Origin of the sequence: Paractinoplanes lichenicola (assembly GCF_016785085.1) — a bacterium.
Taxonomy (GTDB): Bacteria; Actinomycetota; Actinomycetes; order Mycobacteriales; family Micromonosporaceae; genus Actinoplanes; species Actinoplanes lichenicola.
In genome coordinates this window covers 1-23799 of the sequence record NZ_JAENHO010000023.1, presented here as the reverse complement: position 1 = coordinate 23799, position 23799 = coordinate 1, and the positions used below count along the sequence as shown (strand labels likewise).

Sequence of the window (23799 nt, the reverse complement as noted above, 5' to 3'; positions counted from 1 at the left end):
CAGCCGGCGAACCCGTTTAGGCTCCGCGATCGCGGTGATTTTGACGGTCTTGGTGCTAGTGCCGACAGCGGTGCTCTTCGGCCGGGTCTGGACCGACAACGCCGACCAGCGCGACAACACTGAGCTGGAGAAGCAGGGCGTGCAGTACATCACCGCCCTGACCCCGCTGATCAGCGCGCTTGCCGAGTCCCAGTCGACGGCCATCGCGGGCGTCGCCGAGCCGCCCGAGACCCTGGCCGCCGCGGTCACCGGTGTCTCCGCCGTGGACGCCCAGCTCGGTGACGACCTGCGCACCAAGGAGCGCTGGGCCGACCTGAAAAACAAGATCAGCAAGCTGCCCGACGCCAGCGGCCGGATCAACCAGCTCAACGCGCACATCGAGGTCACCGACCTGACGCTCGCGCTCTACTCCGCCGTCCAGCGGAACTCCAAGCTCACCCTCGACCCGGACGCCGACATCTCCAGCCTGCAGCAGGCCGTCGGCACCTACATGCCGCGCGTGACGGTCGAGGTGAACCGCACGGGCGACTACGCCAACCTGCTCCAGACACTGCCCGCCGCCAACCGCGCGCAGATCCAGGGCCAATTCGCGTACGAGGTCATCGCCGTGCAGGAGTCGGTCAAGCGGCTGACCGAGGCGCTGCAGTCCGCGGTCGACAACACGACGAGCGCGACGCTCAGCAGCAGCCTGGTCAACGCCCTCGACTCGTTCCGCCGCGGCATCGAGCAGCTGATCCGTGGCGCCGACCCGACCGGTGGCCAGCCCAGCTCCGGCACGACCTCGACCGCGCAGACCACGCTGCAGGGCGCGCTCAGCAACCTCGCCGGCGTCACGCTGCGCGAGATGGACCGCCTGCTCGACGACCGGGTCGACTCGCTGAACTACCGCCGCGGCGAGGCCGTGGTGATGGGCGCCCTGGCCCTGCTGTTCGTCGCCGGCGCCCTGGCCTGGCCGGCCTTCTCGCGACGGCGTGACACCGAGCCCGCCGCCGCCCCGGCCGACCGCCCGATCGGCGAGTCCACCCGCGACGTCGCGCTCGACCGGCCCGGCCCGGGCCCCGGCCCGTACGGTGCACCGCCGCCCTACGGCGCCCCCGGCCCGTACGGCCAGTCGCCCGGCTACGGCGACCTCGACGCGACACGTGGGGAGCGATCCGGTGCTCTTCGGTAAGCTCCGCATCCTGGGCAAGCTCGCCCTGCTGGTGCTCGTGCCGTTGCTCGGCGTCGTGGCGCTGAGCGTGCCGATCATCGTCAACCGCGTGCAGGCCGCCACCGACGCGCAGAACACGTCGGACCAGGTGGCCCTGGCCTCCCGCGTCGGCACCGCCGTGCAGGAGCTGCAGGAGGAGCGCCTGCTCTCGGTCGGCTTCCTGTTCAAGCTGGTCAGCCAGAACGACCTGGCCGTGCAGAGCGCCACCGCCCGCGACGCCGTGGCCCGCGTGGACGACGGCGGCGACGCCGTGACCCGCGAGCTGGCCCGCGCGCTGCGCAACACGTCCAAGCTGGAGAACACCCGGCAGAACGTGCTCAACGAGGCCATCGCGCCGAACTTGATCGTCGACGACTTCACCAAGGTCATCACGCCGATCATCACCGGGCTCGGGCTGTCGTCGAACGCCGACCTCAAGACCGGTGTCGGCCGGCAGATGTTCGCCCTCGAGCAGTCGCTGCTCAGCGACGACCTGATCAGCCAGGCCTCCGGCTACCTCACCGCGGCCGTCGTGCTCCCCCCGGAGCAGGGCGCCGGGATGATCGGCCTGTTCAGCCGGTCGCTGCTGCAGCTCCAGCAGGTGATCACCAACGGCGAGCAGTTCTTCACGCCCAGCCAGTACAGGCTCTATCTGGGCGCCCAGGACGCGTTCTCGGCCCGGGTCGGCACCCAGTTCCTCGCGGAGGCGCAGACCAACCCGGTCGAGGCGATCAGCCGCCTGAAGATCCAGACGCTGTTCCCGTCGCTGCAGTCCGTGCTCGTCCTCGGCGGCTTCGTCGAGAAGCGCGTGGCCGCGGACGTGGACGCGATCGTGACCAACAACCGCGACACGGCCATCCGCGACGCCTTCCTCATCGGTGGCGGCACGTTCCTGCTGCTGCTCATCGTGGTCGGGCTGAGCCTGTTCATGGCCCGCGCGGTGGCCCGGCCGCTGCGCCGCCTCACCGTCTCGGCCGACCGGATCGCCCGGGCCGCCGAGGCCGAGCTCGAGCGCGTGGCCGACGACGACGCCGAGTCGGTCCGCCCGATCCGCCTCGACCCCGTCGACGTCGAGGCCCAGGACGAGATCGGCGACCTGGCCCGCGCGTTCGACCGGGTCCAGACCACCGCCGTACGGCTGGTGGAGCGTCAGGTGCTCGGCCGGCGCAACGTCGCCCAGATGTTCGCGCACGTCGGCCGGCGTACGCAGAACCTGGTCGGCCGTCAGCTGGCCCTGATCGACAACCTGGAGCGCCGCGAGACCGACAGCGACCGCCTCTCCGAGCTCTACCGCCTGGACCACATGTCCAGCCGTCTGCGCCGAAACGCATCCAGCCTCGTCGTGCTCTCCGGCAGCGCCGGCGCCGACGAGCACATGGCCCCGCTGCCGCTGCAGGACGTGGTCCGGCTCGCCCTCGGTGAGATCGAGGACTACACGCGCGTCGACGTCGACGTGCCCGAGGAGATCGTGGTCGTGCCGGCCGTGCTGGCCGACCTGACCCTGCTGCTGGCCGAGCTGATGGAGAACGCCACCGCGTTCTCGCCGCCGCACACCCGCGTCGTGATCAGCGCGAACGAGCTGCGTGGGGGCGCCCGCCTGGCGATCATCGACCAGGGCCTGGGCATGCCGCCCGAGCGGCTGGCCGAGGAGAACGCCCGGCTCACCCGGCGTGAGCGCCTCGACCTCGCCCCCAGTGAGGTGCTCGGCCTGTTCGTGGTCGGCCGGCTCGCCCGCCGGCACGGCATCGAGGTCACGCTGACCGAGACGCCCGGCGGCGGCATCACGGCGTGGGTCGACCTCAACCCGTCGCACCTGATCGCCCGGGTGTCGGCCGTGCCGATGCAGGAGATCCCGCCGTTCCCGTCGGTCGCGGCCCCGGCCCAGGGTGGCTTCGCCTCCGAGTTCGCGCAGGTCATCGCCGGTTCCGCGGCCCGCTCCGGGGTGCCCGGCAGCCAGCAGCCGTTCGACGCCACCGTGCTGCACCGGGCCACGCAGACCCTGGAGACGGGGCAGTCGTGGAACGCGTTCGCCCCGGCCCGCAGCGGCGCGGCGCCGATCGAGGGCCAGCCCGTCTACGACGCCGAGCCGGTGTACTCGCCGTATCAGCAGCCGGTCGCCTACCAGGAGCCGGTCGCCTTCGAGCAGCCTGCCTACGACTTCGATGCCCCGGTCGCGGGCCGGGTCCCGGCCGCGATGCCGGAGCTGCCGGCGGCCGGTCCGAACGCGTGGCGCCAGCAGTCGCCGGAGCCGCCGCAGGCCACCTGGTCGGCCCCGGCCGTCGAGCCGCCCCCGGCCCGGCCGGCGATCCCGCAGCAGCGCACCAGCGAAGAGGACTACCGGTACGCGCCCCAGGCGTATCAGCAGCCGGCGGCGCCGCAGCAGCCGCCGGTCGAGCAGCCGTCGCAGCCGAGCACCGGCAACACCGGGCCGCTGCGCCGGCGGGTTCCGGGCAGCCAGCTTCCCGCGGAAAGCGGCACGCCCCTCCCCAGCCGCCCGCCGTCGCAACTCGACGCCGTGGCCGCGCGGGCCGCGTTCGACGACTTCGAGGCCGGGGTCAACCGGGCCCAGTGGGACGTCGCCGAGACGAACATGTCCTCGCCGCCGTCGGCCGGGCACGCCCCGCTCGCGCGCCGGGTGCCCGGGGCCACGCTGCCGCGTGACGAGCCGAACTACCCGCCGCCCGCCTCGCCGAGCCTGCCGCTGAACCCGGACGAAGCCCGAGCCCTGATGGAACAGTTCGAGTACGGAGTCGCACTCGCGCTGAACGAAACTCAGCCACAACCCGAGGGACAACCGCGATGACTTCCCCCTACAGCACCGACACCGGCAACGGCTACGCCCAGTCCCAGCTGAGCGCCGAGGCCAAGACCTTCAACTGGCTGCTGGATTCCTTCACCTCCGGCACCGCCGGGGTCATCGAGGCCATCGCGGTGTCGTCCGACGGCCTGCTGATGGCGATGTCGGCGATCAAGGACCGGCCGAACGCGGAGCGCCTGGCCGCGGTCGTCTCGGGCCTGACGAGCCTGGCCGGCGGCGCCGCGAGCTGGTATCGGCTGGGTTCGCTGAACCGCGTGATCATCGACATGGCCGACGGCTATCTGCTGGTCACCGCGATCAGCGCCGGTTCCGTGCTCGGTGTCATCGCCGACCGCTCGGCCAATCTCGGCACCCTCGCGTACGAGATGACGCTCTTCGCCACCCGGGCCGGTGGCGCCCTCAGCCCGCGCTTGATCGCCGAGTTGAAGAACGCCGTTCAGCAATGACCTATCCGGACTCCGACGACCCGGCACACCCGGCTCGGCCGAGTGTCCGCCCGTTCCTGCAGTCCGGCCAGTTCCCGGCCGGCGGTTACCGTCCCGCGACCCGGGACGCCGAGCCGCCGGCCGCGGAGCAGACCTCAGGCCTGCGCCCGTTCGTCATCACGTCCGGGCGCACCGACGGCGCCGATCCCGACATCGGGATGGAAACCCAGGTGACCGTCAATCCCGCCGCCGGTCCCGTGCGCCTCTCCCCCGAGATGCGCGCCATCGTGGGCCTCTGCGGCGAGCCCGTCTCCGTGGCGGAGATCTCCGCCCGGCTGCGCCTGCATCTCGGCGTCACGCGCATCCTCGTCGGTGACCTGCGGGCCGCCGGCCAACTGGACGTCCACGTGCTGGACAACGAGACCCCCGACCCTGAGACCATCATGCGAGTGATCCGTGGACTACGAGCAATCACCTGACCGCCACGTCGGCACCGCCGCGGTCGGCAGCGGCGATCGTCCGAAGAAGGCACCCGTCCCGGTCAAGATCATCGTGGCCGGCGGCTTCGGGGTGGGCAAGACCACCACCGTGGGGGCCATCTCGGAGATCTCGCCGCTGACCACCGAGGCCGAGATGACCTCGGCCGCCGTCGGCATCGACGACCCCGGCCAGGCCACCATGAAGACGACGACGACCATCGCGATGGACTTCGGCGTGCTGACCATCGACCAGACGCTCAAGCTCTACATCTTCGGTACGCCGGGGCAGTCGCGCTTCGCGTTCATGTGGGACGACCTGATCAAGGGTGCGCTGGGCGCGCTGGTGGTGGTCGATACCAACCGGATCGACGACTGTTATCCCGCCGTGGACTACTTCGAGCGCGCCGGGCTTCCGTTCGTCGTCGGCGTCAACACGTTCAACGGTCAAATGAGCTACAGCCTGGATGAAGTGCGCTGGGCCCTGGCCGTACGCGAGGACGTGCCGGTCCTCTCCTTCGACGCCCGTTTCCGCGGGTCGGTGCGCGACGCGCTGCTCGTCGTGCTCGATCAGGCCCTCGACAAGGCCATTCGGCAGAAGTCCTCGTACCCCTGACGGCGGGTGTGCGGCGGGTCGCGCAGATCGAGGTTCCCAAATCGGCCTCCGAGCGGGCAGAGTGGTAACCGGCGAGACCCGCCTACGAAGGGACGATCAGGTGCGAGGCGGACTGGATGACGCTCTCGACAAGCTCGCGCGCCGTGACGAACTGCGCCGGCGTGCCTCGGGTGAGGCGCCGTCGGCCACGCCGCCGGCCGTGAACGAGCTGGTCGAGGCCATCGCGGCGGTTGTCGCGCGCCATCCGGAGCTGGGCGTGAGCGTGGGTGTCGAGGGCGCCGGCGATCCGCTCCTGCTGCACTTCTATCTCTCCGAGGGCCAGGTTCAGGTCAACGCGGAGAACGCGGCCGTCCTGGCGCCCGACGAGTCCGGGCCCCGGCACGCCGATTTCGACCTCGAGGCCGACGACACGGCCGAGCGTCCCTATTCGGCGACGCCCTACTCGGCCGCTCCCGCTCCCGCCGCCGATCCGGTCGGCGGCGACACCAGGCGGATGAGTCAGGACGATCAGGACCGCTTCGGCCCGTCCACGTTCGGCTATCCGACCTCCCCGGCCTCGCCCGCCGCCGAGCGCTACCCGGCTTCGCCCGCCTCGCCCGCCGCCGAGCGCTATTACGCGGAGTCCGACACTGCCGAGCGACGCTACGGCTCGTTCGACTCCCCGCCCGCCGATGCCTCCGACCCGCGCTACCCAACGCGCGATCCGGGCGAGTCGTCGCGCGATCTGGGTGCACGCCTGCGCGACCTCGGCATGGCCTCCAACGGTCAGCCGATGACCTACACCCCCCACCCGTACGCGGCCACGCCGCCCCCGCCCGTGCCGCCGTCCGCCGCCGACGCCGCGACCCGCCGCATCCACCCCGAGCAGCACCGGCCGCCCGCCGAGGCGTCCGCGGCCGAGCGGAGCGCCCAGGCCCGGGGCCCGGTGCCCGAGCAGCGCGGCATGCCGACCCCCCTGCCGCAGCCGATCCCGCTGCAGGTCGAGCGCCCGGAGGAGACCGAGATGGCGGCCCGCCGCCTGGCCGCGCTGCTGCGTGACGACCCCTCGCTGCTCGACGGCCCCCGAGGCTGAAAGTCGCTCACAGTAATGTCGGCGTCGCGACGCAGCGCAGCGCCGACATGACCGGTTTTCGCCCTGCTTGCCCCTCCTGAGATGTCTGGGTTAGGCCGTTCGGCCAGTTTGCCCGCCCAGACCTTGAATCACGCTGAGTAACTGAAATAGCGTTCGAGTCGTTCCCGCTACGGCGCGTCACCGTCACCGGTTTCGCGGCCCACCTGCGTACGTCTCGGAGTGCTCGATGTCGTTGCCCGAAGTCCACCTGGTCGCCGGCTCCCCCGCCGAGGCCGTGCGGCTCGCGCCGGTCGCGCTGGCCATGCGCGAGCAGGGCCGCCTCACCCCGATCCCGGTGGCCACCGGTCACGCCCCGGACGCGGTCGGCCTCACCCTTGCGGCGTTCGGCCTGACCCCGAAAATCACGTTGCCGGCCGGCGCCGACGACACCGAGACGATGCGCCGCTTCGACGAGCTGTGGGCGGTCCGCACGCCCGCCGCCGTGGTCGTCCGGGACGGGCTCGCCCCCGCGCTCGCCGCGTTCTGGCGGCGCGTCCCGATCATGACGATCGACGCGGGCCGGCGCTCCGGCGAGCTCGGCTCGGTCTCGGCCCTCGAGTCGCAGCGGCGGATGCTGGCCCAGATCACCACCGTGCACCTGGCCGCCACCCCGCTCGCCGCGATGAACCTGCTGGACGAGCGCGTGATCGCCGGCGACACCCTGCTCACCGGTGGCACCGCGCAGGATGCGGCCCAGTTGCTGGCGGCCAAGACAATCGTCGCCCCGGCCCGGGAACGCCGCACGATCGTGCTCGGCCTGCCCGCCGAGCGCGCCGAGGCGATCGCCCCCGCGCTGCGCTACCTGGCCGGGCGCTATCCCGACCTCGAGGTCGTCCGGGCCGCCGACACCGCGCCCGGCCTCGACTTCGCCACGCTGCTGACCCAGGCCTACGCCGTCGTCACCGACGAGGAGGACCTGGTCGAGGAGGCGCTGGCCGCATACTGCCCGGTGCTGATGATCGGCATGGAGTCGCAGCACGCCGAGGCGCTGCACGCCGGCAGTGCCCGCCTGGTCCAGCCCGACCCGGCCGCGATCACCAGCGAGGTCGCGTCGCTGCTGGAGACCCGGGTGCGCCGCGACTCGATGGCGCTCTCGGGCAACCCGTACGGCGATGGTCTGGCCGCGTATCGCGTCGCCCAGGCCACCGCCGCCCTGCTCGGTCACGGGCAGTTCCCCGACCCGATGCCCGCGAAGCCCGTGGCCGGTGTCGCCCGATGAAGGAGGAAACGATGGACGTCGCGTCCTTCTGGACCCGCTCGTGGACCAGCGACGACCGGATCGCGGTGCGGCAGCTGCTGGCGCCGGACGCCGAGATCGAATGGAACCTGGACGCGCCGGTCGACGACGAGGAGCTGGTGCAGGTGCTGCACCGGATCGCGGTCTTCGCCGACGACGTGACCCTGGTCGGGCAGACCCGGGCCGACGACGGCGCCGCGCTCGTCTACGACCTGCGAGCGCCGTTCGGCACCGCCAGGATGGTGGAGTTCCTGACCATCGCGGACGGCCGGATCACCGAGGTGCGCCAGGTCTACGACGTGACCGCGACCGACCGTTTCTTCCCGGGCCTGTACGCGAACTAACCCTTGAATCGGTCGAGCAGCGCGAACAGGGCGACCCAGTGCCGCTGCTCGGCCTCGCGGTCGTACATCGCGGTGTCCGACATCGTGAACCCGTGCGGCGCCCCGGCGTAGACCTCGGACGTGTAGGTCACGCCGGCCTCGTCGAGCGCGCTCTCGAAGGTCTTGATCTGCTCGGGGGTCATCGACCGGTCGTTGTCGGCGTGTGCGAAGTAGACCTCGCCGCGCAGCGACCCGACGCCCAGGTGCGGGCTGTCCGGCTGGTCGGTGACGACGCCGCCGGCGTGGAAGCTGGCCACTGTCGTGATCCGGTCGGGGTGCCGCTCGGCCGCCACCAGCGCGTTGCGGCCACCCATGCAGTAACCGACGGCCAGCACCGGTCCCTCGGTGTTCAGGGTCTCCAGATAGGCGCTGGTATCGGCGGCGACCCGGTCCGCGGTGAGCTGCTGGATCATCGGCATGAGCCGGCCGAACGCGGCGCCCCGCTTCTCGTTGTCGGCCAGCTCCTCCGGCGAGACCAGCGGCGACGGCCCGCCGCGGTAGAGGATGTTGGGCGCCAGCACGACGAACCCGCGTTCGGCGATCCGCTCGGCCATCTCGGCGATGCGCGGGCGCAGCCCGAACGCGTCCATGAAGAACAGAACGCCCGGGAACGGGCCGTCGCCGTCGGGCCGCACCAGGTAGGCGTCGGCCGTCCCGTCCGCCGCGGGGATCTGCACGGTAGTGGTCTGCATGGGCGCGACCGTAGCACCAAATGGGGATGAATCCCCGGTGCCGTAATACCCTGTCACCCATGGCCGATCGACTGCGCGCGGACGCGCAGCGTAACCGGGCCGCGCTGATCACCGCGGCCCGCGACGTCTTCGCCGAGCACGGCCTGGACGCGTCGCTCGACGAGATCGCGCGCCGGGCCGGGGTCGGCAACGCCACCCTGTATCGGCGCTTCCCGACCCGCCGCGACCTGATCGCCGAGGTCTTCGCGGGGCAGATGACCGGCTATGTCGAACTGGCCGAGTCCGCCCTGGCCGAGCCCGACCCGTGGGCCGGCTTCGCGGCCTATCTGACGAGCCTGTTCGAGATCCAGGCGACCGACCGAGGCCTGTCCGAGCTGCTCGTGACCAGCGGGTTCGACGACGACGAGCGGCTGGCCGGCCTGCTCGCGACCGCCCAGCGCGGCGCCACCGAGGTGATCCGCCGGGCCCAGGCCGCGGGCCGGCTCCGCGCCGACTTCGCCCGGCAGGACATCAGCCTGCTCATGCGCGCAAACGCCGGGGTGCTGCGCTCCTCGGCCGACCCCGGCGCGTGGCGGCGCTACCTCTCCCTCGTACTGGAAGGGTTGCAGGTTTTTAAGGATGTTTAAGGCTGTTCGCAAGACTGTTTAACGCGCCGCGGCCAAGACTGATTTCGCTCGAATCGCCTTCGATCGGAGTCACCCATGCAACGGAGCCGTCTGCGCTTGGCCATCTACGCCTCGGCGGCGGTCGTCGCCGTGGCCGGCGGTGTCGGCGCGGCAGTCGCGGCCACCAACCCGACGACGAAGGCCGCGGGCGCCCTCACCGCCACGTTCAGCAAGGACAGCGACTGGGGCACCGGGTATCAGGCGCACTACACGATCTCCAACGGCACCGGCGCGGCGGTCAACGGCTGGCAGCTCGTGTTCGGCCTGCCGGCGAGCGCCAAGCTGGGCAGCTTCTGGGACACCACGATCACCGCCTCGGGCGGGGTCGCGACGGCCAAGAATCCCGCGTACGCCCCGACGATCGCTCCCGGCGCGAAGGCGGAGTTCGGCTTCATCGTCAACGGCAGCGGGGCCCCGACCAGCTGCACGATCAACGGCGCGTCCTGCGGCGGCGCCACCACGGTTCCGCCGACCACGGCGCCGACCAAGCCGCCGACAACCGCGCCGACCACTAACCCGCCTGCGACCACTCCACCGGTCACAACTCCGCCGGCCTCGTCGAACCGGGTGCTCGTGGCCCCGTACGTGGACATGGGTCTGCTCTCGAACGGCTCGACCACGCTCGCCCAGCTCGGCCGGAGCGGCAACGTCAAGTCCTTCAGCCTGGCCTTCGTCACCAGCGCCGGCTGCAAGGCGAGCTGGTTCGCCGCGTTCGACCCGCGGGCCAAGCAGTTCGCCGACCAGATCAACGCCGTACGGGCGGGCGGCGGCGACGTGAAGGTCTCGTTCGGCGGTGCCACCGGCGTCGAGCTCGCCCAGGCCTGCACCAGCGTCGCCGCGCTCCAGGCCGAATATCAGGCGGTCGTCTCGGCGTACGACCTCAAATACATCGACCTCGACATCGAGGGCGCCGCGGTGGCCGACCCGACCACGATCGCCCGCCGCTCGACCGCGCTGGCCGCGCTGCAGAAGGCCAACCCGGGCCTGAAGATCTCGCTGACCCTGCCGGTGCTGCCCGAGGGCCTGACCGCGGACGGCCTCAACGTGGTGCGCTCGGCCAAGAACGCGGGCGTCGACCTCGACCTGGTCAACATCATGGCGATGGACTACGGCCGGGCCGGGCAGGACTACGGCAACCTGGCGATCCAGGCCGTCAAGTCCACGAAGGACCAGCTCAAGTCGATCTACGGCAACAGCGACGCGGCCGCGTTCCAGATGGTCGGCGTCACCCCGATGATCGGCGTCAACGACGACCAGGGCGTCTTCGGCCTGGCCGACGCGCGCGACCTGGTCGCCTTCGCCAACCAGAACCACATCGGGTTCGTCTCCTACTGGGAGGCCAACCGCGACAAGAACGCCTGCAACGGCGCGCTCTTCCAGTGCACCAACGTGACCCAGTCGCCGTTCGACTACAGCAAGATCTTCGCCGGTTTCACCGGCTGACCCACCTGACTTGCCTTCTTCCATCCCCAAAATAGGCGCGACTCCGGGCCCCCACCCGGAGTCGCGCCGTTTTACGCAAACCCTCGGCGCGCCTCGGCCAGCGTTGCCGAGACCAGCTCCCACAGGTTCGTCCCGGGCGGCTTGTCGAGCCAGATGTGCAGCCCCACCCGCAGGGACGCCAGGAACACAGCCGAGGTCATCTTCACCCGTACGCTGCCCGGGTCGTCCCCGGAGCGAGCGGCGATCTCGGCCGACAGGTCGCGCTCGAGCGCCGCGAACGTCTGCACCTGCGCCGCCACGAGCGCGGGCTGAGCCCGTACGAGACGGGATTGGGCCACCCAGTGCGGGTCGAGATCGCCCAGCTTGAGATAGAACTGCTCGGCGGCCGCGGTGAGCGCCGCCCACGTCGTCTCGGCGGCCGGCCGCGCCCGCACCTGCTCGATCAGCAGGGTGATGCGCTGGCGCTCGCCATAGAGCAGCGCCTCTTCCTTGCTGCCGAAGTAGTTCGAGAACGTACGCCGGGAGACCCCGGCCTCGTCGGCGACCGCCTCCACCGTGACGCGGTCGAAGCCGTGCTCGATCGCCAGTCGCATCGCGGCCGCATGCAGGGCCTGCCGGGTCGCGGCCTTCTTGCGCTCGCGCAGCCCGGGCTCGGCAGTCGTGCTCATGCCATGAGGGTACCGGCGTGTGATTCCCTTCTCAAAGAGCAAACTTGCGCAATAGGCAAGCTTTCTAGATAGTTGTATGAAGCATCTACTTGCTCCTAGAGAGAAGGCCGCGCGCATGAGCGCCAATACCGTCGGCACCCGCCCGGGCGCCATGTCCCACCGCCAGATCATGGAGGCCCTCTCCGGCCTCCTGCTGGTGCTCTTTGTCGCGATGGCCAGCTCGACCATCGTCTCCACGGCACTACCCAAGATCATCGGCGCCCTCGACGGCAGCCAGACGCAGTACACCTGGGTCGTCACCGCCACCCTGCTGACCGCCACGGCCTCCACCCCGATCTGGGGCAAGCTGGCCGACCTCTACAGCAAGAAGCTCCTGGTCCAGATCTCGATCGTGGTGTTCGTCCTCGGCTCGATCATCGCCGGCTTCTCGCAGACCGCCGGTCAGCTGATCGCCGCCCGCGCGTTCCAGGGTCTCGGCATGGGTGGCGTGCAGGCCCTGGTGCAGGTCGCGATCGCCGCGATGATCCCGCCCCGCGAGCGCGGCCGCTACAACGGCTACCTCGGCGGCGTGATGGCCCTGGCCACGGTCGGCGGCCCGCTGCTGGGCGGCCTGATCGTCGACACCGACTGGCTCGGCTGGCGCTGGTGCTTCTTCATCGGCGCCCCGATCGCCGTGATCGCCCTGGTCGTGCTGCAGAAGACGCTCAACCTCGAGGTCATCCGCCGGGCCAACGTCAAGATCGACTATCTCGGCGCCGCCCTGATCGCCGCGGGCGTCAGTGTCCTGCTCGTCTGGGTCTCGTTCGTCGACAGCAACTTCGCCTGGATCTCGTGGCAGACCCTGGCCATGGTCGGCCCCGGCCTGGCCCTGCTGGCCGCCGCGGTCTGGGTCGAGTCCCGGGTCGCCGAGCCGGTGGTCCCGCTCGACATCGTCAAGCAGCGCGGCACGGCCCTGTCGATCATCGCGAGCCTCGCGGTCGGCATGGCGATGTTCGGCGGCGCGGTCTTCCTGGGGCAGTACTTCCAGATCGGCCGCGGCTACAGCCCCACCGAGGCGGGCCTGCTGACGATCCCGATGATGGCCGGCATCCTGGTCTCGTCGACGGTCTCGGGCCGCATGATCACCAAGACCGGCCGGATCAAGCCGTACATCGTGGCCGGGACGATCGTGCTCGTGATCGGTTTCGCCATGCTCTCCTTCCTCGACCACGAGACCCCGCTTTGGTACGTCGGTGTGGCGATGGCCCTGGTCGGCGCGGGCGTCGGCATGTCGATGCAGAACCTCGTGCTCTCGGTACAGAACACGGTCTCACTCAAGGACATCGGCGCGGCCAGCTCGACGGTGGCGTTCTTCCGCTCGCTCGGCGGCACGATCGGCGTCTCGGTGCTGGGCGCGGTGCTGGCCCGCCGGGTCAGCGACCAGATCACTCACGACCTGGCCAACGCCGGGGTGCCGGCCGGCAGCACGGGCGGCGGCAGCACGCTCAACCTGGCTGCCCTGCCCGACTCGATCCAGCACATCGTGCGGGCCGCCTACGGTGACGCGACCGGGCACATCTTCCTGATCAGCGCGGCGATCGCGGTGATCGGCGTGGTGGCCGCGCTGCTCATGCGCCCGACCGCGCTGCGCTCGACCGTCGACGTGGCCCCGGCCGCGGTGACCGAGGAGGAGCCGGTTGCGGCGCTGAGCCGCTGACAGCTTTTTGGGCGGCGTCCGCTTCGGCGGGCGCCGCCCTTGTGTGGTCTATGTGACCTTCTGTGGCGACATTGCTCACGTCTGTGACCATAGGCTCACGGCCTTACCGAGAGCTAACCTTCGGAAGCAGAGCGCTGATCATGGCGGAATCCCTCAACCGACGGGCGACGCTGTCGATCAGTGGCCCAGAAGCGAAAGGGGGTTGGCCACGTGGATCACGACCGGGAAGTGCTCGACGCGGAGAGGTTGCACGCCGCCCTCCTCGAGCTCGAAGACGAGATCCACTGGGATGCCGCCCCCACGCTCGACCTGGCCCAGCGCTACGAGCGGCAGGCTCGCCTGCTCGGTGACGAGCTGCTCGTCACCCGCGCCCGGCTCTGCCAGGTCAACATGCGGATGCGCGCCGGCGACGTCGCCGAGGCCGCGCAGCGCATGTGGCACATCCACCAGTGGGCGGTCGACCACGGCGCCCGCCAGCTGACCGCCCGCACCCACCTCGTCTGGGCGGCCATCCACCGCCACCTCGGCGACGCCGCGCAGAGCCTCGAGCACGCCGTCCGCAGCGTCGAGCTGCTCGACGAGACCGCCACCGACTTCATGCGGATCTGGCACCGGGCCAAGCTGGCCGACTCGCTGGCCTTCGCCGGCTCGATGGAGCCCGCCCGCGAGCGGTTCGCCCAGGCCGAGCGGCTCACGGTCGAGCTCGACCGGCCCTTCCTGCTGCTCTACGTGCTCAACAACTACGCCTATTCGGAGCACGCGGCCGGCAACTTCGAGCTGGCCGACCAGGTCGCGAACAGGCTGCGCGCGCTCTCCGACAAATACGGCTACGAGCTCGACGCCACGGTGCTCGACACCATCGGTGCCATCGAGATGAGCAACGGGCACTACGCGGCGGCCGAGCAGACCATGCAGGCCTCCATCGAGAAGTATCGGTCGATGCGCCGGCACGACGCCGACGCCATGCCCGAATACCTGCTCAACCTGGCCCGGGCCCAGCGCGGCCTCGGGGCGTACGAGCGGGCCCAAGCCAGCCTCGACGAGTCACGACGGCTCTGCACCGACCGCGAGCTCGGCCACTTCCTCGTGCAGACCCACCAGGAGCAGGCCGAGCTGCACGCCGCCCGGCGCGAGTTCGCCGAGGCGTACGAGGCTCACAAGGTCTTCTTCGCGGCGTACAAGGTGCTGCAGTCCAGCCAGCGCGAGGCCCAGGCCCGCACCCGGCAGGCGATGTTCGAGACGGCCGAGGCCCGGCAGGAGGCCGAGCGCTTCCGCGAGCAGGCCCGGCGCGACCCGCTGACCGGCCTGCGCAACCGGCGCTACCTCGACGAGCAGCTGCCCCGGCTGATCGACACCGACCCCGACCTGACCGTGGCCATCGTCGACCTCGACCACTTCAAGCGGATCAACGACCAGCTCTCGCACGACGTCGGCGACCAGGTGCTGGTGCAGGTGGCCAAGCTGCTCGAGACGGAGCTGGCGGTCGTGAGCGCCGACGGGTTCGTCGCCCGGATGGGTGGCGAGGAGTTCCTCATGGTGCTGCCCGGCTGCCCCGCCTCCCGGGCCGGCCACGAGATCGACGGCATTCGCCGAGCCGTCCGCGCCTACGACTGGGCCGGCATCACCCACGGGCTGCCGGTCACGGTCAGCATCGGCGTGGCCGGGGTCAGCGAGGCCGAATCCCGTACGCAGCCCGGCCTGTTGTCCACAGCCGACCGCAACCTGTACGCGGCGAAGCACGGCGGCCGCAACCAGGTCGTGTGCGGAGTGCCCGGTCCGGATAGGACCCGTTCGTACCGAGATCGGGCCTCCGCCGCCTGACCAGCGACTTCCTCTCGTCAGTGAGCGGTCTGAATTTGATCGTCTGGGGCGGTTAGGCTTGGTCGACTGACGGACAGACGGCTCTGTGCGGGTCGGACGAGGAGGCGGACGCGTGGACGAGGTTCCCCCGGTGCCCGAGGTCGCGCCGCCCGGCGTCAACATCAACGTGCCGCACTCGGCCCGCATCTACGACTACTGGCTCGGCGGCAAAGACAACTTCGCGGTCGACCGGGCCGTCGGCGAGGCCATGATCAAGGCGATCCCCGGCATGCGCTACATGGCCGGCGAGAACCGGAAGTTCGTCCACCGCGCGGCCCGTGACCTGGTGTCCAAGGAAAAGATCCACCAGTTCCTCGACATCGGCACGGGCATCCCGACCCGGCCCAACCTGCACGAGGTCGCGCAGCAGATCATCCCCTCGGCCCGCGTGGTCTATGTGGACAACGACCCGATCGTCCTGGTCCACGCGCGCGCCCTGATGATCAGCACGGACGAGGGCCGCAGCGAATACATCTCGGCCGACATCCGCGACCCCGAGTCGATCCTGACCGACAAGACGCTGCGCGACACACTCAACTTCGACGAGCCGGTCGGCCTCACGCTGATCGCCATCCTGATGCTGATCGCCGACGACGACGACCCGTGGTCCAAGGTGGCCGCCCTGCGCGACGCGATGCCGTCGGGCAGCCTGCTCGCGATCACCCACCCGACGGCGGACTTCGCGCCCACCGAGGTCAACGAGGCAGTCGACGCGGCCCGCGACGCCGGCATGACACTGGTGGCCCGTCCCCGAGCCGACATCGAACGCTTCTTCGGCGACTGGGAGCTGCTCGAACCGGGTTTGGTGCCGGTTTCGAGCTGGCGCCCCGACGAGCCGGTCGACAATCCGGAGGCGGCTTACTACTGGGCCGGGGTGGCTCGCAAACCCTGATCGGCTTCAAATCCGCTTCATCCCGCTGTCACGTGTCTGCGGCGAACGCGGCGCGCGCGCGTTGTGCTGGGGGACGCGGGAACATCCCGCAGCCGCGCTACGGCCCGGTGGGCCGACTGGGTCGCGCTGCTGGCCGAGATCGGACATTCTTGCGTTTGTGGGAGTCACGACGCGTACGGGATGGGTCTGATCCTGAAACGCCAAACCGGCCGAGCCGTCCAGCACGGGGGAACCGGACGACCCGGCCGGAGCCAGGGCGTGCGCGCCGGGACACGCGGCGCGCGCGAATTTTGCCTCACCCGGTTTAGAACCGGTCCAAACCGGGAACTTGCTGTCCAGCAACGGGTCTCAGGTGACCGTCCACTTAGCGGCGACGGTCCGTAATCACAGTCTGCCCGCAGATAATCACCGCGGGCAATCCGTATTGCGATCCCAATCCATCACGGAAAGTGATCAAGCTCGGCTTCCGGACGCGATCAATTTCGGGCATCGGACTCCCCCTCGTCGATCGTCGGCCGGCCGTCAGCCGGGCGGGTGATCGGGCGAGAAAGGGCCAGCCTGACTCCCCCGAACCGGTGTGAAACCACCGCTGCGCGGGCCGTCGCGGCACTGACGTCGTCAGTGATCGCCACGCCCCGGCAGAGCGGCGCCGGGTTGCCCATCCGCAGTTCCACAGCGAATGAATCCCCCTGGTCGAAGCGCTCGGGACCGATGTTGGGAACGGTCATCTCGTTACCTCTCGCTAGGACGCCCCCGCCAAGGAGCCTCGCGTCGAGGCCGCGAAACACCGTTTCCGCGACCGGTCCGTCACTCAAAGATGTCACCCTAAGTGATACCAATGGGTTTCGTACGTGCGTTATCATGCTCACAATCCCGTGAGTACGCAAGGCCAGATGCACGTGCATTTGCACCAGCTGTGAGGCAGCGGTTGCTCACTGGAGATCATTTGACTCCGGGCGATCCCCGACCGGAGGAAAACAAGGGAGCATCAACATGCAGTACGCGGTCAACGGCATCCCGGCCGGCGAGCTGGAAGGTGTCACCTGGCAGAAGAGCCGGCGCAGCAACCCCAGCGGCAACTGCGTCGAGTGCGCCGTCCTCCCCAACGGCGAGGTTGCCATGCGCAACTCCCGCGACCCCGAGGGTCCGGCACTCATCTACACCCGCGCCGAGATCGAGGCTTTCCTCGGCGGGGTCCACGACGGTGACTTCGACAACCTGCTCGCCTGAGCCATCAGCGAGAGTCGTCCGTCATCGAGCCGGCGACGCTGGCCGACAACGGCCGGCCGTCTCGTCCGCGACGTGCCCATCTCCGCGTCCCGTTCGAGACTCGAGAGCCATCCGTCCGATCACGACCGTCAGTTGACAGGCGGCGCGACGATGAGATGGCCGGGTAACGCGACGAGTCAGGCCGCGTGCCCCGGAAAGGGATGGGCCTGCCTAGCGGTTCAAGCCAGGCAGGACCCGGGACGGTAATGCGGTCTCGTCCACGGTCGTCGGCAGCGGACGTGGGCGAGCCCTTACCAGCACTTGCCCGTTGCGCAATGCGGACAGGCAAGTGCGCAGAGCGTACCGCCGGTTGGGTCGCGGCTCCAGAGAGTCGCGAAAGATCAGGCCGGACGCCCTACTTCGTGGAGAAGTTTGCCCAAAATCTCCGGCGTGTGGTTCGGCGGCTCGGCGTCGATGCAGACCCGCTCCATCGCCATCGCGTACTGGTCGACGTCCTCGCGCTTGTCGAGATAGATCGCGCTCGTCAGCTGTTCGACATAGACCACGTCGGGCAGCTCGGGCTCGGGGAAGCGCAGGATCGCGAACGGGCCGCCCGCCGCGGCATGACCGCCGGCGTGGAACGGGATGATCTGCAGCCGCACGTTCGGCTTCTTGGCCGCCTCGATCAGGAACTCGATCTGGGCCTTCATGATCTCGACGCCGCCGATCGGCCGACGCAGGACCGCCTCGTCGATGACGGCCCACAACTGGGGGCCCTCGGGACGGTCGAGGATGGCCTGCCGCTGCCGGCGGAGCTCGACCCGCTTGTTCATCTCTTCGGGCGTGACCCCGGCGTGGCCGAGCATGATGACCGCGCGGGCGTAGTCGGGCGTCTGCAGCAGACCGGGCACGAACTGGATCTCGTACGTCCGGATCAGCGTCGAGGCCGCCTCGAGCCCCAGGTACGACTGGAACCAGCCCGGCATCACGTCACTGAACTGCTGCCACCAGCCCGGGTTGTTGGCCTGGCGGGCCAGCACGAGCAGCGCCTCACGCTCGTTCGACTCGGCCACGCCGTACAGGGTCAGGAGGTCGCTGACGTCGCGCTCCTTGAAACTGACCCGGCCCAGCTCCATCCGGCTGATCTTCGAGCCCGAGGCCCGGATCTCCCAGCCCGCATCCTCGCGGGAGATGCCCCTGGCCTCGCGCAGCCTGCGGAGCTGGGTCCCGAGCAGAATGCGCAGAACGGTGGGGCCGCCCGTCGGGGCCTCCTCCTGCTGCGTGCCCGCGCTCACCTGGCTCCTCGTTTTCGGTCTCTAGGGGGCTGCCCGGCCGCAGTCCCAAAGCATCCTAAGGGGGAGATCGTCCACAACGAAACAGACGAGACGCTCGCCCGGGCGTCTGCCCGCTACGAATGCACGTGCATCCGGCCTTGCGAACGCCTTTGTACGCGAGCATGATAGCTGACAGACACGCACCGCCCGCATACACAGCGTGGTGGAAAGTTCGGCTTCTCGGCCGACACGCACGGCTTGGTGGCGTTCCCCCGCCACCTGGACGACCGAGTCCCCGAGATCATGGAGGGTCATCTCGATGTCCACGGCACCGACGTCCGCCCCGACCACCGCTCCGCCCCAGCGTGACCCGGCGGATGTGGCGCCCGCCGACAGCTACCACCCCTCCGACCGCGTGTGGGTCTACCGCGACGGCTGGCGGGCCGGCGTGATCGAGGCGGCGTCCCCCCGCGCGGTCACCGTCACCTACCGCCCCGGCGCCCACCTCGGCACCGGGGTCGACACTTTCACCGCGCCGTACGTCACCGCCCGCTCGAGCGAGGACCCGGCCGTCGACCGGCGTCACCTCGGCCGCGGCATCTACACGCCCACCAGCCTTCCGGTCCGGGGCTCCGCGGCATGACCGGCGCGGTCACCGTCTCGGCCGTCGCGGGCCTGCTGAGCCTGCTGGCCGGCGTCGGGCTGGGGTGGCGGCTGCGACAGTGCCCCTCCTGCTCCTGCGACAAAGAGACGGCCGCGCCCTGACGGCTCGCCATCCGTCCGGCCCGGGAATTCCCCGGGCCTTTTTTGCTTTTGCGGCCACTCCGCTTCGCTTTGGTAAGGGCCTGACTTCGCTCAGTGAGACATAAGATAGGGCACCGTCAGTGCAATAATCATATGCATTGATGGGTCTTGTTTTTCAACTCTCCACTTTGGCCACTCTTCGTATGCGCCAATCCCCTTTCGAGGGACCCTCGCAGGTTTGACCCCGCGCCGACCTTGTCCGGATAAATCGGCATAATGGCTGCTTGGGCGGTTTGCTGATCCGCGCGAATCTCCCGATGCTCTGCCGTGGACACCGTCACGGGTTACGGCCTCACAACGGTGGGTATCTATTGCCGCGTCGAGCGGTCCGGCAGGCGGAGGTGGTTTTCGTGCTTGACCCCAAGGAGATGGCCGCGTTCGACGGCCTGGTGAGTCAGCTGCACTCGACCGACCCCAGGTTCTGCCGGCGGATGAGGAGACTGAGCACCCCGAAACCGCGCCTCTACACAACGGCGGCGGCAGCCCTGTGGCTACTCGCGCCGCTGTGCATCATCTTCGGCGGCTGGACCGGCACCCTGATCGCGGCCGTCTGTTGCGCGTACGGGTTCCGCCTCTACAACAAGCGCAACGGCAACGCGCCCCAGCCGGCGTGGTGGGTGGCCACTCCCCGCTTTAAATCCAGCGGTCCCCGGTGAGCCGCTCGTAAACCTCGACGTACCGGTTGCGGGTGGCCTCCACGACCTCATCCGGAATCTCAGGCCCCGGAGCCGTACGATCCCACCCGGTCAGCGACGACGACCAGTCCCGCAAGAACTGCTTGTCCAGATAGCGCGGCGTGCCCCCCGGCTTCCATTCGTCAGCACTCCAAAACCGCGACGAATCCGGCGTCAGCAGCTCATCCCCGAGCTTCAGGCCGCCGTCGGCCGCCACCCCCAGCTCAATCTTCGTGTCGGCGATGATGATGCCCTTGCCCCGGGCAATCTCCTGCCCCCGCCGATAAACCTCGAGCGTGATCCGCTTGAGCTCGGCCGCCCGCTCTTTATCGAGCGCCTCTTCCACATCCTCGTACGTCATGAACTCGTCGTGCCCCTCACCCGGGGGCACCTTGGTCGTCGGCGTAAAAATCGGCTCCGGCAGCTCCGAGGCCTCAATCAACCCCGGCGGCAGCTCGACACCGGAGACAGCACCGTCCCGCTCGTACTCCTTGAGCCCCGAACCCGCCAGATAGCCACGAGCGATGCACTCCACCATGACCATGTCGAGCCGCTCACACCGCACAGCCCGGCCGGACCACTCCTCGGGCACGTCGGTGCTGGAGATGACGTGGTTGGGGACTACGTCGGCCAACTGCTCGAACCACCAGAGAGACAGCTGGGTCAGAATCTTCCCTTTGTCGGGGATCGGGGTGGGAAGCACAACGTCGTAGATCGAGACGCGGTCGGACGCTACTAGCAGGATGTCCTGCCCGTCCGCGTAGACCTCACGAACCTTCCCCGAGTGCAACAGCTCCACGTGCTCCCCTTAGCTTGCCGGGCTTGAGGGTTCACGCTATCTGACCAGTTGGCGAGCCTTCGCATAGCCCAATACCTGACAGGCCGAGACACTTGATCCGGCAAACTTACGCTGTGGCAGATGACCTTTCCGCGGGCCTGTACGAGACCGTCATTACCGAGTCCTTGCTGGCCCGCATCTCGGCCATAGATTCCGAGCTGGTTCGGACGCAAAAGCTGCGCCCCGCCGATGCAGCCGACCGCATCGCCCAACTCCTGGCCCGACAGGTGCTGCGCGCCCTCGAGGCGATCGGCGAGGACGACCGCGTTGCCGTCGGTATTGAGGTCGCCCAGCTTCTGACCGATGCGCTCGACCAGCGGCTGCCTCGTGCCGGGGTTCGCGGTGATCGCCCGACCGAACCGGGATCCATCCTGTCTGCGCTCGGCGAACTGCTGCCGGATGGCTCAGTACACGTCCCCGCCCGGCCACTCATTCCGCTGCTCGACACCACGGTTCTTACTAACGCTCCCGGCGAACCGCGGCTCATCCACCAGGTGATGCAGGAGATTGAGTCAGCCGACGCGATCGACGTGGTGATGGCCTTCGTCCGCAAGACCGGCATCAACCCTCTCCTGTCCGCCTTGCGCCGGCACACGGACCGCGGTCGCCGCCTCCGCGTCTTGACCACCACCTATACCGGGTCAACTGAGGCGTCCGCCCTCGACCTGCTGTCCGACGCCGGGGCCGAGATTCGCGTCTCCTACGACACGACGTCCACTCGTTTGCACGCTAAGTCCTGGATCTTCCACCGCAGGACTTCTTTCGATACCGCTTATGTTGGCTCTTCGAATCTGACGCACTCGGCTCAGGTCTCAGGCAAAGAGTGGAACGTTCGGCTCTCGGCTGCTCGAAACGACGACGTGATCAAGAAGATGGTGGGGATCTTCGAGACTTACTGGGAGGGTGGCGACTTCGTCCGCTACGAGCGGTCGCAGTTCGAGGAATACCTCAGTCGGATGCGTCGCGCGGATCGGGGTGACCAGATCATCCTCAGCCCCCTCGAGATCCGCCTCGAGCCCTTCCAGAATCGACTCCTCGAGTTGATCGAGGTGGCCCGCACCGACGGGCACCACCGTAACCTCCTCGTGTCGGCCACCGGCACAGGCAAGACGGTGATGGCAGCAATGGACTACGCCCGCCTTCGACAGCGCATGCCTCGGGCTCGACTGCTGTTCGTCGCCCACCGTCGAGAGATCCTGCACAAGAGCCTCGCCACCTTCCGGCATGCGCTTCGCGACCACGCCTTTGGCGAACTGTGGGTCAGCGGCGAACGCCACCGCGACTTTGATCATGTCTTTGCTTCGATTCAGAACCTCACCCCGGAACGGCTCGAGCGGCTGGCCGAGGACCACTTCGACGTGGTTGTCATCGACGAGTTCCACCACGCGGCCGCAAAGTCTTACGCCACACTGTTGGACAAGCTCAAACCGCGTGAGTTACTCGGACTGACCGCCACCCCCGAGCGCACGGACGGCCAATCGATCCTGCACTGGTTCGACGATCGGATCGCCGCCGAACTACGCCTGTGGGACGCGATTGAACAGCAGCGACTTACGCCGTTCGCCTACTACGGCATTCACGACGGCGTTGACCTACGCGAAGTGCCCTGGCGTCGAGGCCAGGGATACGACGTCGATGCCCTCACCGACAAGTACGTTGCCGGCGGCACTTGGGCCAGGTTGGTCTACCAACAGTTGTCCGACCGGGTTGACGACATCCGGACGATTCGCTGTCTGGGTTTCTGCGTCAGCGTCGCACACGCCCAGCATATGGCCGAGCAGTTCCGCTCGATCGGGCTCGAGGCCGTCGCGGTGCACGGCGGGACCTCCGACGCCGATCGGGACGCGGCGCTGGCCGGTTTGGGGGCCGGTCGCATCCACGTCATTTTCTCGGTCGACCTGTTCAACGAGGGCGTCGACCTACCCACCGTCGACACCCTGCTCATGCTGCGTCCCACCGACAGCGCGACCCTCTTCTTGCAACAACTCGGTCGAGGACTGCGGCTCTCGGAGGGAAAGACGGTCTGCACGGTCCTCGACTTCGTGGGCCAGCATCGGCGCGAGTTTCGGTTTGACCGGCGTTATCGAGCCCTGCTGGGTGGCACCCGACGCGAACTAGAGAAGGCCATCGAGGACAAGTTCCCGTTCTTGCCGGCCGGCTGTCACCTGGAACTGGACAAGGTGGCGCAGGACATCGTGCTGCGCAACGTTCGGGAGGCCGTGCCCTCGCGCTGGGCCGCCAAGGTTGAAGAGCTACGCACCATGGGCCGGGCCCGCGGAATCGTTTCGCTCGCGGAGTTCCTCCACGAGACCGGCCTCGAGCTGTCCGACATCTATGACACCTCCGGCCGGACCTGGTCGACCATGCTTAAGGCAGCGGGACTGGCGGTCCTCCCGGAGGGACCGGACGAAAAGCCCCTCCGCCGGGCGATCGGCCGACAGCTCCACATCAACGACCATCAGCGATTGGGCGGCTACCTCACCTTCCTCCAAGGCGACGCGCCCAACGTCGAGCAGCTGGCCGCGGTCGACCGACGGCTGCTGCGCATGCTGGTCGCCAGTCTTAGCAACACGGCACTCGCCAAGGACACGGGTTTGCAGCGTGCAGTCGACCTTGTCTGGGCGCACCCCCAGGTGCGCTACGAATTGCAGGAAGTGCTGACAGTCCTGCGCGATGCACCGGACCATCTCCAGCACTCGGCGTGAGTTCCCCCCGTTTCGACGGAGCGGTGGTTACCTGCTTCCGGTCGGGGCAGGGGTGAGGTTATCTGGCTCGGTTTGGGCGTGCCAGGCCGCCTCGTATTCGTCGGGGCTGAGGTAGCCGAGTTCG

Annotated in this window: 23 protein-coding genes; 18 read left to right on the top strand and 5 right to left on the bottom strand. The window is 69.1% G+C overall.

Features of this window, described 5'->3' with window-relative positions:
- Nucleotides 1–52 precede the first annotated feature (52 nt).
- The 8 genes from JKJ07_RS46900 to JKJ07_RS46865 all read left to right on the top strand — a co-directional run bounded on the left by JKJ07_RS46900 (nt 53) and on the right by JKJ07_RS46865 (nt 8216).
- The gene (locus tag JKJ07_RS46900; protein ID WP_307834820.1) at nt 53–1171 is read left to right on the top strand and encodes a hypothetical protein; all 1119 of its coding nucleotides are present in this window, start codon (nt 53–55) and stop codon (nt 1169–1171) included.
- A complete protein-coding gene (locus JKJ07_RS46895; RefSeq protein WP_203078307.1) occupies nt 1158–3992 on the top strand; it encodes a sensor histidine kinase in 2835 nt (944 codons plus the stop codon). Before JKJ07_RS46900 ends, JKJ07_RS46895 begins: the two co-directional genes overlap by 14 nt.
- Nucleotides 3989–4453: a roadblock/LC7 domain-containing protein gene (locus JKJ07_RS46890; protein WP_133874038.1), complete on the top strand. Its 465-nt coding sequence runs from the start codon at nt 3989–3991 to the stop codon at nt 4451–4453. The genes JKJ07_RS46895 and JKJ07_RS46890 overlap by 4 nt, the downstream gene beginning before the upstream one ends.
- Nucleotides 4450–4911 (top strand): DUF742 domain-containing protein, encoded by a 462-nt coding sequence (locus JKJ07_RS46885; protein ID WP_203078306.1) that lies wholly within the window; start codon nt 4450–4452, stop codon nt 4909–4911. The genes JKJ07_RS46890 and JKJ07_RS46885 overlap by 4 nt, the downstream gene beginning before the upstream one ends.
- Nucleotides 4889–5524, top strand: a complete 636-nt coding sequence (locus tag JKJ07_RS46880; RefSeq protein ID WP_307834815.1) for a GTP-binding protein — start codon at nt 4889–4891, stop codon at nt 5522–5524. Before JKJ07_RS46885 ends, JKJ07_RS46880 begins: the two co-directional genes overlap by 23 nt.
- 100 nt (nt 5525–5624) lie before the next feature.
- On the top strand, nt 5625–6596 hold the full coding sequence (locus JKJ07_RS46875; RefSeq protein ID WP_203078304.1) for a hypothetical protein: 972 nt from the start codon (nt 5625–5627) through the stop codon (nt 6594–6596).
- Nucleotides 6597–6822: 226 nt separating this feature from the next.
- Nucleotides 6823–7854: a UDP-N-acetylglucosamine 2-epimerase gene (locus tag JKJ07_RS46870; RefSeq protein ID WP_203078303.1), complete on the top strand. Its 1032-nt coding sequence runs from the start codon at nt 6823–6825 to the stop codon at nt 7852–7854.
- Nucleotides 7855–7865: 11 nt separating this feature from the next.
- The gene (locus JKJ07_RS46865) at nt 7866–8216 is read left to right on the top strand and encodes a hypothetical protein (protein ID WP_203078301.1); all 351 of its coding nucleotides are present in this window, start codon (nt 7866–7868) and stop codon (nt 8214–8216) included.
- Here the strand turns inward: JKJ07_RS46865 and JKJ07_RS46860 are convergent.
- Nucleotides 8213–8947, bottom strand: coding sequence for a dienelactone hydrolase family protein (locus JKJ07_RS46860; protein ID WP_203078299.1), 735 nt, complete (start codon nt 8945–8947; stop codon nt 8213–8215). The genes JKJ07_RS46865 and JKJ07_RS46860 overlap by 4 nt on opposite strands.
- Nucleotides 8948–9006: 59 nt before the next feature.
- On the opposite strand from JKJ07_RS46860, the gene JKJ07_RS46855 reads away from it, so the two are divergent.
- Both JKJ07_RS46855 and JKJ07_RS46850 read left to right on the top strand, forming a co-directional pair.
- Entirely contained in the window at nt 9007–9573 is a 567-nt protein-coding gene (locus JKJ07_RS46855) for a TetR/AcrR family transcriptional regulator (protein WP_203078297.1), read from the top strand.
- 75 nt (nt 9574–9648) lie between these two features.
- On the top strand, nt 9649–11055 hold the full coding sequence (locus JKJ07_RS46850) for a cellulose binding domain-containing protein (RefSeq protein WP_203078295.1): 1407 nt from the start codon (nt 9649–9651) through the stop codon (nt 11053–11055).
- 71 nt (nt 11056–11126) lie between these two features.
- Here JKJ07_RS46850 and JKJ07_RS46845 read toward each other — a convergent pair whose 3' ends face one another.
- Nucleotides 11127–11723, bottom strand: coding sequence for a TetR family transcriptional regulator (locus JKJ07_RS46845; protein WP_203078287.1), 597 nt, complete (start codon nt 11721–11723; stop codon nt 11127–11129).
- Nucleotides 11724–11838: 115 nt separating this feature from the next.
- Between JKJ07_RS46845 and JKJ07_RS46840 the strand changes: the two genes are divergently transcribed.
- The 3 genes from JKJ07_RS46840 (at nt 11839) to JKJ07_RS46830 (ending at nt 16171) form a co-directional block, all read left to right on the top strand.
- Entirely contained in the window at nt 11839–13419 is a 1581-nt protein-coding gene (locus tag JKJ07_RS46840; RefSeq protein WP_203078286.1) for an MDR family MFS transporter, read from the top strand.
- Between the two features lie 210 nt (nt 13420–13629).
- Nucleotides 13630–15240 carry a tetratricopeptide repeat-containing diguanylate cyclase gene (locus tag JKJ07_RS46835; protein ID WP_307834814.1) on the top strand — a complete coding sequence of 537 codons (1611 nt, stop codon included), beginning with the start codon at nt 13630–13632 and terminating at the stop codon, nt 15238–15240.
- A gap of 112 nt (nt 15241–15352) precedes the next feature.
- Nucleotides 15353–16171 (top strand): SAM-dependent methyltransferase, encoded by an 819-nt coding sequence (locus tag JKJ07_RS46830; protein WP_203078285.1) that lies wholly within the window; start codon nt 15353–15355, stop codon nt 16169–16171.
- Nucleotides 16172–16647: 476 nt separating this feature from the next.
- Here the strand turns inward: JKJ07_RS46830 and JKJ07_RS46825 are convergent, their stop codons facing one another.
- Entirely contained in the window at nt 16648–16899 is a 252-nt protein-coding gene (locus tag JKJ07_RS46825) for a hypothetical protein (RefSeq protein ID WP_203078281.1), read from the bottom strand.
- Nucleotides 16900–17164: 265 nt separating this feature from the next.
- Between JKJ07_RS46825 and JKJ07_RS46820 the strand changes: the two genes are divergently transcribed.
- Complete coding sequence (locus tag JKJ07_RS46820; RefSeq protein ID WP_203078279.1) at nt 17165–17401, top strand: DUF397 domain-containing protein; 237 nt, start codon at nt 17165–17167, stop codon at nt 17399–17401.
- A gap of 380 nt (nt 17402–17781) precedes the next feature.
- Here JKJ07_RS46820 and JKJ07_RS46815 read toward each other — a convergent pair whose 3' ends face one another.
- The gene (locus JKJ07_RS46815) at nt 17782–18675 is read right to left on the bottom strand and encodes a Sco1979 family transcriptional regulator (RefSeq protein WP_203078277.1); all 894 of its coding nucleotides are present in this window, start codon (nt 18673–18675) and stop codon (nt 17782–17784) included.
- Nucleotides 18676–18973: 298 nt separating this feature from the next.
- Here JKJ07_RS46815 and JKJ07_RS46810 point away from each other — a divergent pair, with 298 nt between their 5' ends.
- The 3 genes from JKJ07_RS46810 (at nt 18974) to JKJ07_RS46805 (ending at nt 20114) form a co-directional block, all read left to right on the top strand.
- Entirely contained in the window at nt 18974–19297 is a 324-nt protein-coding gene (locus tag JKJ07_RS46810) for a hypothetical protein (protein ID WP_203078275.1), read from the top strand.
- Nucleotides 19294–19419, top strand: coding sequence for a hypothetical protein (locus JKJ07_RS51460; protein WP_268919451.1), 126 nt, complete (start codon nt 19294–19296; stop codon nt 19417–19419). Before JKJ07_RS46810 ends, JKJ07_RS51460 begins: the two co-directional genes overlap by 4 nt.
- A 389-nt stretch (nt 19420–19808) precedes the next feature.
- Entirely contained in the window at nt 19809–20114 is a 306-nt protein-coding gene (locus JKJ07_RS46805) for a DUF3040 domain-containing protein (protein WP_203078273.1), read from the top strand.
- Here the strand turns inward: JKJ07_RS46805 and JKJ07_RS46800 are convergent.
- Nucleotides 20092–20931: a phosphoribosylaminoimidazolesuccinocarboxamide synthase gene (locus JKJ07_RS46800; RefSeq protein ID WP_203078272.1), complete on the bottom strand. Its 840-nt coding sequence runs from the start codon at nt 20929–20931 to the stop codon at nt 20092–20094. The genes JKJ07_RS46805 and JKJ07_RS46800 overlap by 23 nt on opposite strands.
- 113 nt (nt 20932–21044) lie before the next feature.
- Between JKJ07_RS46800 and JKJ07_RS46795 the strand changes: the two genes are divergently transcribed.
- A complete protein-coding gene (locus JKJ07_RS46795; protein ID WP_203078270.1) occupies nt 21045–23675 on the top strand; it encodes a DEAD/DEAH box helicase family protein in 2631 nt (876 codons plus the stop codon).
- Nucleotides 23676–23799 lie beyond the last annotated feature (124 nt).